This window comes from Cryobacterium sp. Hz7, assembly GCF_004402815.1.
GTDB classification, from domain to species: domain Bacteria; phylum Actinomycetota; class Actinomycetes; order Actinomycetales; family Microbacteriaceae; genus Cryobacterium; species Cryobacterium sandaracinum.
Genome location: NZ_SOFB01000027.1, coordinates 59,656 through 72,402, shown reverse-complemented (window position 1 = coordinate 72,402; position 12,747 = coordinate 59,656). Strand labels below are relative to the sequence as shown.

Genomic DNA, 12,747 nt, shown 5'->3' with positions numbered 1-12,747 from the left:
TCGCTCTCTCCCTTGCCCCTGCCAACAACCCTGTCGCACCAAGCCTAGGTGAGTGAGTCCTCATCGATATTGAACCAATTCGACGGAGATTCTCGTGCAGAACTGCTTTTTAGGCGCGTTGAGGAGCAACTCTGGCAAAATCTCCGTCGAATTCGTTCGGGGCGCTAGCCCGAGCCGGCCTGTGTCACCCCGCGTCACCCCGAGTCAGCCCGCGAAACCAAATGCGGCCCCATTTGTCCAGACCCTTCCGCCGGGCGCGGCATCGTCGTACGCTCGAACACAGGCAGGGTGGCTCCCCGAACACCGGTCCTTAGTCCCTGATTGCAGGGTCCGTATGAGACCGGAGCGAAGCACCCCTCGTCGGGGGCAGGACATCATCGGGGTGACCTGCCCCCACACTCCGACACGTACAGTCGGAGCATGGCTTCCGATGCACCCACCCCGTGGATCTCCGCCGACGAGATCTTCGCCCGCGTCGGCGTCGGCGCCGCGGCCCGCGCCCTGCAGGTCGCCGTGCGGGCTGGGCTCGACCCGGCGCTTGATTTCAACCGCAGCATCCTGCCCCTCGACCGGGGCCAGCTGCTGCTCATGCCGTCGCAGTCCGCGGAGTTCGTGGGCGTCAAGATCGCCACCATCGCGCCGGGCAACCCGCAGCTCGGCCGGTCACTCATCCAGGGCGTCTACCTGCTCATGGATGCTGTCACGCTCAGCCCGGTCGCCCTGCTCGACGGCATCGCACTGACGACCCTGCGCACACCGGCGGTGTCGGCGGCCGTCGCCGACCTGCTCGCGCCCGCCGAGGTGGAGCACCTCGTGGTGTTCGGCGCGGGACCCCAGGCGCGCGGGCATGTCGAGGCGATGCGCGCCATCCGCCGGGTCGGTCGGGTCACCGTGGTCGGCCGGCACCCGGGCCGCGCCGAGGCACTGGCCGAGCAGGTGCGGGCGGGCGGGCTGCCCGCGCAGACCGGCACCCCCGGCGCCGTGGCCGACGCTCAGCTCATCGTCTGCGCCACCACCGCCCGCACCCCGCTGTTCGACGGGTCCCTGGTGCCGCGGAACTCCTGCACGGTGGCGGTCGGGTCGCACGAGCCCGACGCCCGCGAGCTTTCCAGCGAGCTGATCGGACGCGCGCAGGTCGTCGTCGAAGACAGCCAGGTCGCGCTGCGGGAGGGCGGCGACGTGCTGATCCCGCTCCGGGAGGGCGTGATCCAGGCCGATTCCCTGGTGCCGATGCGGGACATCCTGACCGGCACGGTCGGCGTCGACCAGTCGCGTCCCCGCGTCTTCACGAGCTCCGGCATGTCCTGGCAGGACCTGGTGGTCGCCCAGGCCGTCTTCCGCCCGTAATCCCACCGCGCGTGTACGCCGTTCATCACGGAGCGCCGTGTGTAGCGTCGAACCAATTCGACGGAGATTTTCTCATCAAGGCGCTGTTTCAGAGGGTTTGAGACCGTCTCAGGCAAAATCTCCGTCGAATTCGTTCGGGCTGGATTTAATGCGAGCGAGCGCGCGCGCTCGCTGAGCTGCAGCCGAACCCGGCTTCAGCCGATGGCCGCGAGCGACGGATGTGACCGGGCCGGCACCGCGAGCACGTCGGCCGCCGCCCGTAGTCGGTGCCCCTGCTCCACCCGCTGTCCCCACGAGGTGCCCGCGATGATCAGGCCTGCCCCGAGCACCGCCACCAGGCCGAGGTTCTCACTGCCGAGGCTCACCCCCACGACCACCGCCCAGACCGGTTCGGTGCCCATCAGCAGGCTGGCCCGCGCGGCCGAGGTGTGCCGGATCGCCCAGGTCTGGGCCAGGAACGCGAACACGCTGCAGGCCAGACCGAGGTAGAGCACCCCGAGCCAGGCGGCCGGACCGAAGGCGCCGATCGCCCGAAGTGTTCCCGGCGCATCCGCTGCGGTGAACGCCAGGGCACCCACGGCGGCCTGCACCAGCGTGATCGTGAGCGTCCCGGGCCGGCGGCCGGCGTCGTCGGCGCGGGTCACCCGGCCGACCATGGTGACGTGCAGGGCGCGCACGAGCGCTGCGGCGAGCATGAGCAGGTCGCCAGGGTTCGGGGCGCGAAAACCATTGCCGGAAACGAGCAGCGCTACCCCGACGACCGCGAGCACCGCAGCCACGAAGAACGAACGCGGTAGCCAGTTGCGCGCCGCGACCGACTCGAGGATCGGGGTGAGGATGATCGTCAAGCTGATGATCAGGCCCGCGTTGGTGGCCGAGGTCACGGCCACGCCGGCCGTCTCCAACCAGAGAATCGCCGCCTGGGTGAGCCCGAGCAGCGCGCCCCCGGCCAGCTCGGCGCGGGTCGGCCGCCGAGGCCGGCTCAACGCCCAGATCAGCAGCAGCGCCAGCGCAGCCACCAGAAAGCGCAGCGCGAGAACGGCGCCCACACTCGCCTGCTCGGTCAGCACCTTGGCGGCGAGGTAGCTGCCACCCCAGACCAGCGCGACAAGCAGCAGGACGGCGTCGATGCGGTAACGTCCGAGCCGCGGGAGGAAGGTCATGGGCCAATGCTGCCGGGCGGCATCCGTTAAGTCCAGATCACCAATTCTGAACTAACACTTTAGTGTTTGCTTATGGATTTGCATCAGCTCTTCATCCTGCGGGAACTCGGCGAGCGCGGCAGCGTCGCCGCGGTGGCCCGCGCGATGTTCGTCTCGTCGTCGGCGGTGTCGCAGCAGCTGTCCGCGCTGCAGCGCAGCACGGGCGTGGCGCTGACCGAACGACGCGGGCGCAGGCTTGTGCTGACACCCGCCGGCACGGCTCTCGCTACCGCCGCCGCCAGCGTGTCCACCGCGATGGCCGCCGCCGAGCAGTCGGTGGCACATTTCCACGAAGAGCCGGCCGCGCCGGTGAGCCTGTCGGCGTTCCACAGCGCTGGGCTGGCCTGGTTCGGGCCTCTGATCTCGCGATTGGCCAGTCCGGCCGGACCCACAGGGACGCCAATCCGGTGCGGCGACGAGGATGTCGCACGGCAGGATTTCCCGGCACTGGTCGCCGACTATGACCTCGTCATCGCCCACCGGCTGCCGCACGATCCCCTCTGGCCGCAACGGGTCACGGTCACCCCGCTGCTCTACGAACCGCTGGATGTGGCGCTGCATGTCGGACATCCTCTGGCCGGTCGGTCGTCGGTGTCGGTCGCCGACATCGCCGACGAGCCCTGGATCGCCGGGCACCCGGGCTTCCCGCTCGCGGAGGCGGTGAATGTCGTCGCGGCGAGCGCCGGGCACCCCCTACGGATCGAGCACCGCATCAACGAGTTCTTCGTGGCGGCCTCCGTGGTCGCTTCGGGGTCCGCGATCGCACTGCTGCCCCGGTACACGATGGCCCCGGCGCCAGGGTCCGGCCTGGTGCTGCTGCCGATCGACGACCTGCGGGTCGGCCGCCAGATCGACGTTCTCAGCCGCCCCGAGACGCTGCTGCGGGCGTCGGTGCGCCGGGTGCTGGGCGAGCTGCGAGCGGTGGCCGGCTCCCGCACGGAATGACCGCCGCGTTGAGAGGATGTCCGACTCACCGGCATGGTCAATGTCGCCGAGGTCTTCCAGCGGACACCCGACCCCGCGAGAGCGGGGACGGGCGACGGATGCGTCGCCTCACCAGTCGACGAGCTGCTCCCTGTCTCGCTGCACATCGAACGTGAACTGCTGATGCCTGACCATCGCGGGGATCTCCCACACCAACCAGATGGGGACCAGCAGGAACAGCCACAGCCCGGCAGGGGTCTGGAGCATACCGAAGACGGCGACGAACCCTGCGGGCGGAACTGTGATCACGGTATCGGCCCCCCTCAGTGCCTTTGGGCGGGAGGAAATGACTACCGTCCATTGATGCTCCGGGTGCGGATACGCAACGGCGCCGACCGTGGAAACAGCAGAGAAAGAACTTACCCGCGATCCCGGGCCGCGATCCGTTCGAGCTCGTCGCCAATGCCGATGTCGGCCACGACGATTCGTCCGGCCAGGCTCGCCGCGGGTTCCCGCAGCAGACCTGGTTTGCAGCCTCCGAACGTCACCGTCAGGTGCGCGGGCAGCACGGTGGGGTCCGGCACGGCGCCGTCGTCGACGCCGATCCCGCTGGGCAGGTCCACCGCCACCACGAGGGGCGCGCCGGGGTCGTGCAGCGCGGGAAGGATGGCCGCCACCACCTCACGAGCCCGCCCGCGGAGCGCCGGGCTGGTGCTCGTGCCGGTGCCGGTGCCGAGGATGCCGTCGAGGATCACCGCGGATACCCGCGCCACCCGGGCGAGAGCGGCATCCGTTTCAGCCAGGGGCAGCAGCGCCGCCCCGGCCGCCAGGGCAGCGCTGAGGCCGCCGTCGTGGAGCTGTGCCGACGTGGGCACGATGGTCACCAAGGCACCCTGCGCGGCCAGCAGCGCGGCCGCGTGCAGGGCGTCGCCGCCGTTGTTCCCCGCACCGGCCAGCACCAGCACCCGCGCGTCCGGCACTCCCCCGCTTTCCGTGAGCAGCTCCTCGAGCAGGGCCGCCGTCTCCGCGGCGAGCGCGGCCGATGCCCGCTCCATCAACGGCACGCCCTCGGCCAGGAAGGGAGTCTCGGCCTCGCGCATCTGGGCGGCGGTGTAGGTTTTCACGTCGCCAGAGTACTCCCGCGGCGGTGCGGCTCACGGCACCGAGGGCGACCGGCCGAGCCCTGCCGAGATCTGTCCGTGCCCCCTCGTGCCACCCGGTTCGCACCCGTCTCCCATCCTGACCGGGCATGCTGAAGTCCTGATCGCCCGCCACTCCGGCCGGCGCGCGACAAGAGAGCTGAAACAGTGGCCGGCGCACGCGGCATCACCCTTCCGAAACTGACTCTGGCCACCGAGCGGAGCCGCCCGGCTCCCCCGCGGCCCTTCCTGCAGCGCGGCCGCCGCTTCGCCGAACTCGTGCGTATCGCCCGGAAGAATGGACTGCTGCCGGTGCGGCGGCTCGACTTCACGACCAACCCGGGCGGGGCAGCCGTTCGCGCCGTGCAGGCCGAGGGTCTGCGGGCCGCGCTGGAGGAGGCCGGTGGAGCCTTCGTCAAGATGGGCCAGCTGCTCTCCACCCGATCCGACTTCCTGCCCCCGGAATTCGCCCGGGCCCTCGCGACGCTTCAGCAGAGCGTGAAGCCTGCCCCCTGGGGCGAGGTCGAACGGATGCTGGAGGAGGAGTTCGGCGGACCCCTCGCCGGCGTCTTCGCCAGCTTCGATCCCGACCCCATCGCCGCGGCCTCCATCGGCCAGGTGCACCGGGCGACCCTGATGAACGGCACTGTAGTGGCCGTCAAGGTGCAGCGGCCCGGGATCGTGCCGGAGCTGCGGCGCGACGTCGCCATCGCCGTGCGGGTGACGAACCTGATGAGCCTGACGTCTCCGCAGGCCAGAACTCTGGGCATCAAGGCGGTCGCCGAGGACTATGCGGCCGACCTCGTGCGCCAACTGGACTTCCGGCTGGAGGCGCTGAACCTCTCGGCCATGCGCGCCCTCCAGCTGCGCGGCCCGCGGGCCGGCGACCTGCGTTTCCCCGAGCTGTTCGAGTCTCTGTCCAGCGATCGCGTGCTGGTGATGGAGTACCTGGTCGGCGACACGTTCAGCGACCTGAACGAGACGTCCGACGCGCCTCGGGCCGAGCTCGGCGCCGCCATGCGCACCGTGCTCAGCGCCTTCGTGCGCCAGATCGTCTTCGACGGCGTCTTCCACGCCGACCTGCACCCCGGCAACATCATGCTGCTGGCCGACGGCACCCCCGCGCTAGTCGACTTCGGATCGGTGGGCCGGCTCGACCTGCAGCTGCGGGAGACGATCCAGGAGCTGCTGATCGCTTTCCTCCAGTCCGACACCCAGCTCATCGCCGACGGGCTCCTCAAAGTCGCCCCGCTGCGGGACGGTGCGGACGAGAAGGCGTTCCGCCGCGAGCTGAGCGCGTTCATCACGTTCGAGTTGGGGCCCGGCGCGCGGGTCAGCGTGCTGACCGTGGATGTCCTGGTGGCTATCCTCACCCGGTACGGCGTGGGAATCCCCGCCGAGTTCGTAGCGGCGGCGCGGGCGTTCGCGGTGCTCGAGGGCACCCTGCGCTCCAGCATGCCGGAGTTCGACCTGCTCGAGGAGTCCCGCGGGCTGGCGAGCGTACAGATCCGCGACCAGATGGCGCCGGCCAACGTGCGCGAACTCCTGACCACCGAGCTTCTGGCCCTGCTGCCCAGCGTGCGCCGGCTCCCCCGGCGTTTCGACCAGATCGGGCAGGCCCTCGAGATGGGCAACCTCAACGTCAATGTGCGGCTGCTCGCGGACCAGAGCGACCGGCGGCTGCTCACCGGGCTGGTGCGGCAGAGCCTGCTGGCCCTGGTCGGCGGGGCCGCCGGGGTGATGTCCCTGGTCTACCTCACGACACCCGCACCGGCGGACCCGGGGGTCATCAGCACGGTGACGGCCGGGTTCAGCCTGGGTGCCGGCTCCGTGGTGCTGCTGGTTTCGGCGTTCGTGGATTCGCTCGTGACCCGCAGCCGCGCGTGACCCGTGCGACTGAATCGAGCGACTGCCACGTGCGACTGCTACGCGCGTCGGGAAACGACGAAGGCCCCGCCTGAGGCAGGGCCTTCGTCATACGTTCTGGTAGCGGGAGCGGGAATTGAACCCGCGACACAATCATCACAATCGTTCCGATTCAATCAATCGACCCCGCGCTACGAATCTGGTCGTAGCGTTCCGAAATGACGACCTGGATATTGCGTTTTCGCAGCATGGCCCGGTGCGCTTTGGCCGAGTAGGCCTTGTCTGCCAGCACCCGGTCGGGTCGAGTGCGGGCCCGTCCCGGGCCGATCCGGTCGACGCTGAGCGAAGCCATAATCTCCGTGAGCATTGGCGAATCCCTGCCCGGTGCGCAGAAGAACCACAAGCGGCCACATTTTTCCGTCGCAAAGCTGATGAATCTTGGTGGTCAAACCGCCGCGAGAGCGGCCACTGGCATGATCAGGAGGCTCTTCCAACAGATTCGTGTACTTCGACAGGGCCCCCGTGATGCGCGGAAGGTTCGTCGCATGTTGATGCACCCGATATCTTCGGAACCAGGCGGCCCTGCAGCTCAACGTGCTGGGAACCCTGTTGGCTCGGGCGGAGCGGTATCGGATCGAGCGGGAGGTGTGGACGTGGTGGCAAGCCGCACTGACCACCATGATGTCAACGCCCAGATCTCGGCCGCGGCGCCCGCATGTATCGAGCCGGCCGTTGTTTGGGGTGAGCACGCCGGGTGAGCGGTTGTGGCCGCGGTATCCGCGAGCCAGCACGAACCGGGCCGATCACCGTTCCGCGCTCGATCTGGTGGGCGCGGGCCTGCTGAGCCCGGAGAACCGGTGGCAGCACCTGGGCGAGGTCGCGTAGGTGATTCCATTCGCGGAGACAGTCTTGGTCAGGTCTTCAGGAATGCGGCCTTGGAAGAATGCGAGAACTTCGCTGATGTCCGGTTCGTCCCAGAGGGAGATCTCGGGGACGCTGATCAGCTCGCTCATGGGCCCCACGATTAGTTTCACGAAGATCGTTTCCCGGTGATATTGACCGTGGGCAGGTTGAGTGATTCGGTTGTCTGACTAATGCCGAGGGCGGTGACGAGGTGGAAAAGTGCGCCGGAGAGGGCATCAGCGGTGAGGAAAGATGCCCCGCTGGAGGAGATTCGCCTCATGAGCTCACTTTTCCCCCACCCCGCTGGGTATTCAAGCCCCCGTTGGGATGAGGTCACCTAGGAATAGTCTCAGTCCAAGCTCCGGCGTGACAGTGGCCCCGCTTCCACGCTGAGCTTCCCTGTCCCCGGCCCCGGCACGGAGACAGCACCTTGCACAACCAAGCTCATGCCCTTTCGGAACGCGACGAAATAGCGGCGCAGCCGTCGGAGCCATTTCCCGGTGGAGCTGCTTCGCGGCACAGAGATTGTAAAGTGATATCGCTCTAAATGATGGCGGCTACGCCAGCACAACCGTAGGGACCCGCGTTCGCGGGCACCGCGTCTCGCGTCGTTATAGGCGGCTTAGGACTCCGAGTGCGTCATCGAGTGCACTCGAGATTGAGCGGCCTGCCGGGTTGCGGTGCCATTGTTCGAGTGCGGAGAAGTAGCCGAAGACTAAGGCAGACGACTTGATATGGGCTTCCGAGGTGGTGAGTCCACCGGATGCGGCGAGGATTGGAGCGATCCGATCGACTGCGTTGGCCAGCATCTCGTAGGAAGACCTGCGGACGGATGGTTCGTCGAAGAAGTAACGGATGCGTCGACGCGCAAGGCTCCCCTCCGGGATGTGCTGATCAGGTGCTGGCTCAAACCGAGCCACGATGGCGCGCACCGTGCCGAGTAGGTCAGTGACGTCGATGACAGCAGCAAGTTCGGCCTCGCTCAGGGTGTCGAAGTCATCGGCAAGGACGATCCCTTCCTTGGTGCCGAAGTATCGGTAGACCGTAGAAGGAGAAACCTCGGCAGCTTCTGCAATGTTCTCGACTATTACGTGCTGGAAGCCACGCTCGTCGAACAAGTCCAACGCTATCTGTTGAATGTGACGCATCGCCGCGCGTCGCTTGCGATCCCGCAATCCTAATGCCATCTCCCCATGATACTACTAGTGACTTGCATTTGACTTGCAGTGCCATAATTTTATATAGTCACAATCAACTGATAGTCACTGTCGAATGGGGTGTTATGAAGACGGAACGCACGGCATCGCGGCAGGTCGCGTTGTCGATCTGTGTTGGTATGGGATTGGCTGGGACGGTAGTGGCCCTCATCTTGATGGCTGTCGACCAAGTGAGTAGTGACAGTATTGCCGCCCACGTCCAGGAGCTCTACGAACCGTTTGGCAAGATCCCTGACCCGATTGTTCCCTGGATTTTCTTGTACAGCATCTTCGCGGTCGGGGTGGTCGGGTGGGCGATCGCGTCCGTTGGCGCATGGCGCAAAGCATGGTGGTCTCGGTGGTGGTGCGCGGCCACCTTCTGCGTGGGTAGTGCGCTGCTAATTTTTGCGGCGGTTGTCTCCGAACACGGCTCCCCCATCCTGCCGCTGCCGTGGCGCATAGTGAGCATCGCCGTGGCCGCGGTCGGCGCGATCACCACAATGATCGCCTGGCTTCCCACCACTGATCGGATAACGGAATGAGCATCCCCACTTCGTCCACGCGCCTGGGGTAAGTCTCCTCACCAGAATGAGGTCTTCGTTCAAGCCGGATAACCCTGTGTCCACTAACCACGGCCAAAGCTACGCCGCCGGGTCCACCAGTGGCGTGTTTGGGTGGTGCTAGGTCTGGTGGGGGCCTTGGGCTGTTTATAGCGCCCGCCCAGACTGGTGCTGTGAGGCTGGTGATCATCACGGGCTGTGCGGTCCCCGACGCACACGGCGCCGTGGCCTATTCTGCAGGGCAGATCCGCCGGCAGGTGCTCGAGGTGATGGGAGCGAGAGCTAACTGTGCACCCGACTCGCGGCACATCGCCGAGTGCGGATACCTGGTGAGCCTGGTCGCGACAAGTCAGACCGCCTATGAATCGCTCGGCCGCGGAATTCGCTTTCGCGCCTGCAACACCCGCAATCTCACTCGGTTCTCGTACCACCCTGGGAGATAGCGGTGGGCGGCAACACAACGCCTGCCCCTGAGAGTACGTCGGGGGCGGTTTTCGAAGTAGGCGAGAGCTGAGATTTCAGGAGCGGTGGTGGGAGCCGGCCAGGGTGGGGATCTGATCGGCGGGGTCGTCCGCCCCCTCTGGGACGTCGTCGGCGGGCACCAATCCTGCGTCGATAGTGTCGTCGGTGTTCAGGCGTACCAGCTGGTCGCGGGTGAACCCGAAGAACCAGGTGGCGAAGAATCCCACGGTGTAGGCGACGATCAGGCCGCAAGCGTAGCCGAGTGCGGCGGCGCCCCAGCCCTGGCTGCCCTGGAGCAGTGGAAACAGCGAGACGTCACTGGCGCCGATGGCGATCGCGCCGACGGTGTAGCCGAGCTGATCGAATAGGCCGATTACTGCGCCGCCGAATGCGCCGCCGATGCAGGCGGTGATGAAGGGACGGCCCAGCGGCAGGGTGACGCCGTAGATGAGTGGCTCGCCAACGCCGAGGAATCCTGCGGGCAGTGCACTCTTGATGGTACGTCCGATGCTGGTGTTGCGGCGGAGCCTGAAGAACACGGCGATGGCGGCACCGATTTGGCCGGCGCCGCCCATGGCCAGGACCGGCAGCAGGGTGGTGTAACCGACCTGTTCGATCAGGGTGGTGTGGATTGGGGTGAGTGTTTGGTGCAACCCGGTCATCACCAACGGCAGGAACAGCCCGCCGAGGACGAAGCCAGCGAAGACACCCGCAGTGCTCAGCAGCCAGGTGGCGCCGATACCGATCTGGATAGACACCCAGCCGGCGGCCGGCATCAGGAGGAACAGGGCGGCGAGGCCGGCGATCAGCACGGTCAACGTGGGCACGATGAACAAGGCGAGCACGTCGGGCGCCCATCTGCGGGCCCACCGCTCGACGTACGCGCCCAGGATGGCGGCGGCCATGGCGCCGAGAACCCCTCCCTGGCCGGGGGCCAGTTGCTGACCCCAGACGACGATGTTTGCGACTCCAGGAGCCACAATGATTCCCCCGATGACGCCGCCGATGATGGGTGTGCCGCCAAACTCTTTGGCAGCGTTCATCGCAACGAACACGGCGAGTAGGGCGAAGAACCCGCTGGACATGACGCTGAAGATCGGAGACAGGGTGGCCAACCACGGAACCTGGCCGCTTGTGGCCAGGTTGGTCAGGATTCCGTTGATGCCGGCGATGAGTCCGCAGGCGATCAGCGCGGGGATCAGTGGGACGAAGATGTTGGAGATGCGCCTCAGAGCGTTCTTGACAGGGGTGTTGTTGCGCTGCTTGTTCTGTTGCCGGATGGCCGCGCCTTTGTCGGCCAGCTGAGCGGCCGAGGAGGCAGCCGACCCTTCCGCGCGGGCGGCACTGAGGGCCGACTCCACGTCGATGGCTACCCGGTCGACCAGACCCGGGCCCAGCACGATCTGGCAGTTATCGCCGGGCAGCGCGGCGAGCACCCCGGCGATCGCACGCAGTGCGGCGACATCGACTCGATCCTGGTCACGGACGCCGACACGCAATCGGGTCATACATTTCTCGACGTCGATGATGTTCTCGGCGCCGCCCAGACCAATGAGCAACTGGTCTGCGATGACTCGTGAGTCGGCCATGACTGATGTCCTTTCGAGCAAAGTGCGAGGGTGCACGGGGCTCTCGTGGGATGGAGAGCCCGGGCTACAAAATTATGTCGTGATATGAAAATAGCTTTCACAGACTGAAGAGTCAAGAGGTAATTACTTTCAGCACTCGTCTGCGTTGCTGACGGCATTTTTCGACAATCCCCAGGCTGAAATCTCTGCTGCGCTGCTGCGCACTGGTCACCGGGGAGATCAGGTGTGGCTCTGATGCACTTAAACGAGTGGACCATTTTGCAGTTGATGTAGTTATTTTGAAACCGTAAGTTGTAGTCCCTCAGTAACGGAGTCAGGCAGGCCACGACCCTGTCGGAACCACACGAGTGCGCCGTATGTGGCGGGTAACGCCTGTGCGACCGTAACTGTCGCGAGGACGGCGGTGGCCGAAGTGTTCGGAGCGACAATAGCCGGCCGGAGCCGACCCACGGAAGAGTCAGGAGCCTCAAAAAAAACCGCGTAATCCCGTGTCCGCTGAATCAATCTCGCTGACTTGGCTATCCGCACAATTGCCGCGATCCTCGTTAGAAGCAGGAATACGGCTGGGCTCTTTCGTAGACTTGCGTGTAGCGCGTGCGCCACAGGGTCCGAGTCTTCGCTCGACCCTTAAAAACTGCGGCCGCCCGTTATGGGCACTACGGCGCCTGAAATGTAGGACGCTTCGGGTGAGGCTAGGAAAACGTAGGCGGCGGCGAGTTCGGCTGTTTGTCCTGCCTGGCCCAGTGGGGTTTCCCGACCGAGAGTGGACAGCTTGTCTGGCCATGAAGTTACGGGGATAAGCGGCGTCCAGACTGGCCCGGGCGCGACTGCGTTGACCCGAACCCCGGCTGGGCCTAATTCTTGGGCGAGCGCCCGTGGGTACGCTACGAGTGCGGCTTTGGTCATGGCATAGTCGATCAACACCTGTGCGGGGCTCGATGCCGGGATTGATGACGTGGAGATGATCGATGCTCCCGGCCAGAGGTGCGGGATGGCGGTGCGCGCGATCCACAGAGTCGCATAAAGATTGGTTTTGAAGACCCGGTCAAATTCTGCCGTTGACAGGTTTTCTGGACCGTTCCGGTTTTTTTGGTAGGCGGCGTTGAGCACCAGGATATCCAAGCCGCCGAGGGTTGCCACGGTATCCTTTACGAGGTTGACGCGGTGGGTTTCCTCGCGGATGTCGCCCGGGATGAGCAGGACGGTGCGGCCGGCGGCCCGGATCTGCTCTGCCGTGAATTCGGCATCCGTCTGTTCGTCAGGCAGGTAGGAGATCGCAATATCGGCACCATCTTTGGCGTAGGCGATGGCCACGGCCCGGCCGATGCCTGAGTCGCCGCCTGTGATGAGTGCCCGCCTCCCGACAAGTTTTCCGGCGCCATGGTAGGTGTCTTCGCCACGATCCGGGCGGGGCTTAGTCGCCTCGGTCAGGCCGGGTTGACTCTGTTCCTGCTTGGGGTTGCCGCCGGTGATGTATTTCGTCCTTGGGTTGTCGTTTTGGTTCGTCAAGGCGTGACTCCCTATCGAAAATCGGTGGATGTTGCCGGTTGAGGGAGCAC

At 66.1% G+C, this 12,747-nt stretch carries 12 protein-coding genes, 1 tRNA gene and 1 pseudogene; 4 read left to right on the top strand and 10 right to left on the bottom strand.

What is annotated here, in order from left to right:
• The first annotated feature begins 420 nt into the window (after window positions 1-420).
• The gene (locus tag E3N86_RS07100) at window positions 421-1,347 is read left to right on the top strand and encodes an ornithine cyclodeaminase family protein (RefSeq protein ID WP_134372008.1); all 927 of its coding nucleotides are present in this window, start codon (window positions 421-423) and stop codon (window positions 1,345-1,347) included.
• A gap of 194 nt (window positions 1,348-1,541) precedes the next feature.
• Here the strand turns inward: E3N86_RS07100 and E3N86_RS07095 are convergent, their stop codons facing one another.
• Window positions 1,542-2,510: a DMT family transporter gene (locus E3N86_RS07095; RefSeq protein ID WP_134511632.1), complete on the bottom strand. Its 969-nt coding sequence runs from the start codon at window positions 2,508-2,510 to the stop codon at window positions 1,542-1,544.
• A 72-nt stretch (window positions 2,511-2,582) separates the two neighbouring features.
• Between E3N86_RS07095 and E3N86_RS07090 the strand changes: the two genes are divergently transcribed.
• Window positions 2,583-3,494, top strand: coding sequence for a LysR family transcriptional regulator (locus E3N86_RS07090; RefSeq protein ID WP_134372012.1), 912 nt, complete (start codon window positions 2,583-2,585; stop codon window positions 3,492-3,494).
• 108 nt (window positions 3,495-3,602) lie between these two features.
• Here E3N86_RS07090 and E3N86_RS07085 read toward each other — a convergent pair whose 3' ends face one another.
• Both E3N86_RS07085 and E3N86_RS07080 read right to left on the bottom strand, forming a co-directional pair.
• Window positions 3,603-3,782 carry a hypothetical protein gene (locus E3N86_RS07085; RefSeq protein ID WP_134372014.1) on the bottom strand — a complete coding sequence of 60 codons (180 nt, stop codon included), beginning with the start codon at window positions 3,780-3,782 and terminating at the stop codon, window positions 3,603-3,605.
• A 110-nt stretch (window positions 3,783-3,892) separates the two neighbouring features.
• Window positions 3,893-4,597, bottom strand: a complete 705-nt coding sequence (locus E3N86_RS07080; RefSeq protein ID WP_241980561.1) for an NAD(P)H-hydrate epimerase — start codon at window positions 4,595-4,597, stop codon at window positions 3,893-3,895.
• A 183-nt stretch (window positions 4,598-4,780) separates the two neighbouring features.
• Between E3N86_RS07080 and E3N86_RS07075 the strand changes: the two genes are divergently transcribed.
• Window positions 4,781-6,499, top strand: a complete 1,719-nt coding sequence (locus E3N86_RS07075) for an AarF/ABC1/UbiB kinase family protein (RefSeq protein WP_134511631.1) — start codon at window positions 4,781-4,783, stop codon at window positions 6,497-6,499.
• Between the two features lie 97 nt (window positions 6,500-6,596).
• Here E3N86_RS07075 and E3N86_RS07070 read toward each other — a convergent pair.
• The 5 genes and pseudogenes from E3N86_RS07070 to E3N86_RS07055 all read right to left on the bottom strand — a co-directional run bounded on the left by E3N86_RS07070 (window position 6,597) and on the right by E3N86_RS07055 (window position 8,568).
• Window positions 6,597-6,669 (bottom strand) — tRNA-Thr (locus E3N86_RS07070).
• An 8-nt stretch (window positions 6,670-6,677) separates the two neighbouring features.
• Window positions 6,678-7,038, bottom strand: a pseudogene (locus E3N86_RS17830) (IS5/IS1182 family transposase); the annotation flags it as partial.
• A 243-nt stretch (window positions 7,039-7,281) separates the two neighbouring features.
• Window positions 7,282-7,491, bottom strand: a complete 210-nt coding sequence (locus tag E3N86_RS07060) for a hypothetical protein (protein ID WP_134372020.1) — start codon at window positions 7,489-7,491, stop codon at window positions 7,282-7,284.
• 17 nt (window positions 7,492-7,508) lie between these two features.
• Entirely contained in the window at window positions 7,509-7,661 is a 153-nt protein-coding gene (locus E3N86_RS16790; protein WP_158250256.1) for a hypothetical protein, read from the bottom strand.
• A gap of 331 nt (window positions 7,662-7,992) precedes the next feature.
• A complete protein-coding gene (locus tag E3N86_RS07055; RefSeq protein ID WP_104100737.1) occupies window positions 7,993-8,568 on the bottom strand; it encodes a TetR family transcriptional regulator in 576 nt (191 codons plus the stop codon).
• 95 nt (window positions 8,569-8,663) lie between these two features.
• Between E3N86_RS07055 and E3N86_RS07050 the strand changes: the two genes are divergently transcribed.
• Window positions 8,664-9,119, top strand: a complete 456-nt coding sequence (locus E3N86_RS07050) for a hypothetical protein (protein WP_104100736.1) — start codon at window positions 8,664-8,666, stop codon at window positions 9,117-9,119.
• A gap of 536 nt (window positions 9,120-9,655) precedes the next feature.
• Here E3N86_RS07050 and E3N86_RS07045 read toward each other — a convergent pair.
• Window positions 9,656-11,188 (bottom strand): PTS transporter subunit EIIC, encoded by a 1,533-nt coding sequence (locus tag E3N86_RS07045; RefSeq protein WP_134511630.1) that lies wholly within the window; start codon window positions 11,186-11,188, stop codon window positions 9,656-9,658.
• Window positions 11,189-11,815: 627 nt separating this feature from the next.
• Window positions 11,816-12,697, bottom strand: a complete 882-nt coding sequence (locus tag E3N86_RS07040) for an SDR family oxidoreductase (protein WP_241985970.1) — start codon at window positions 12,695-12,697, stop codon at window positions 11,816-11,818.
• Between the last annotated feature and the right edge of the window lie 50 nt (window positions 12,698-12,747).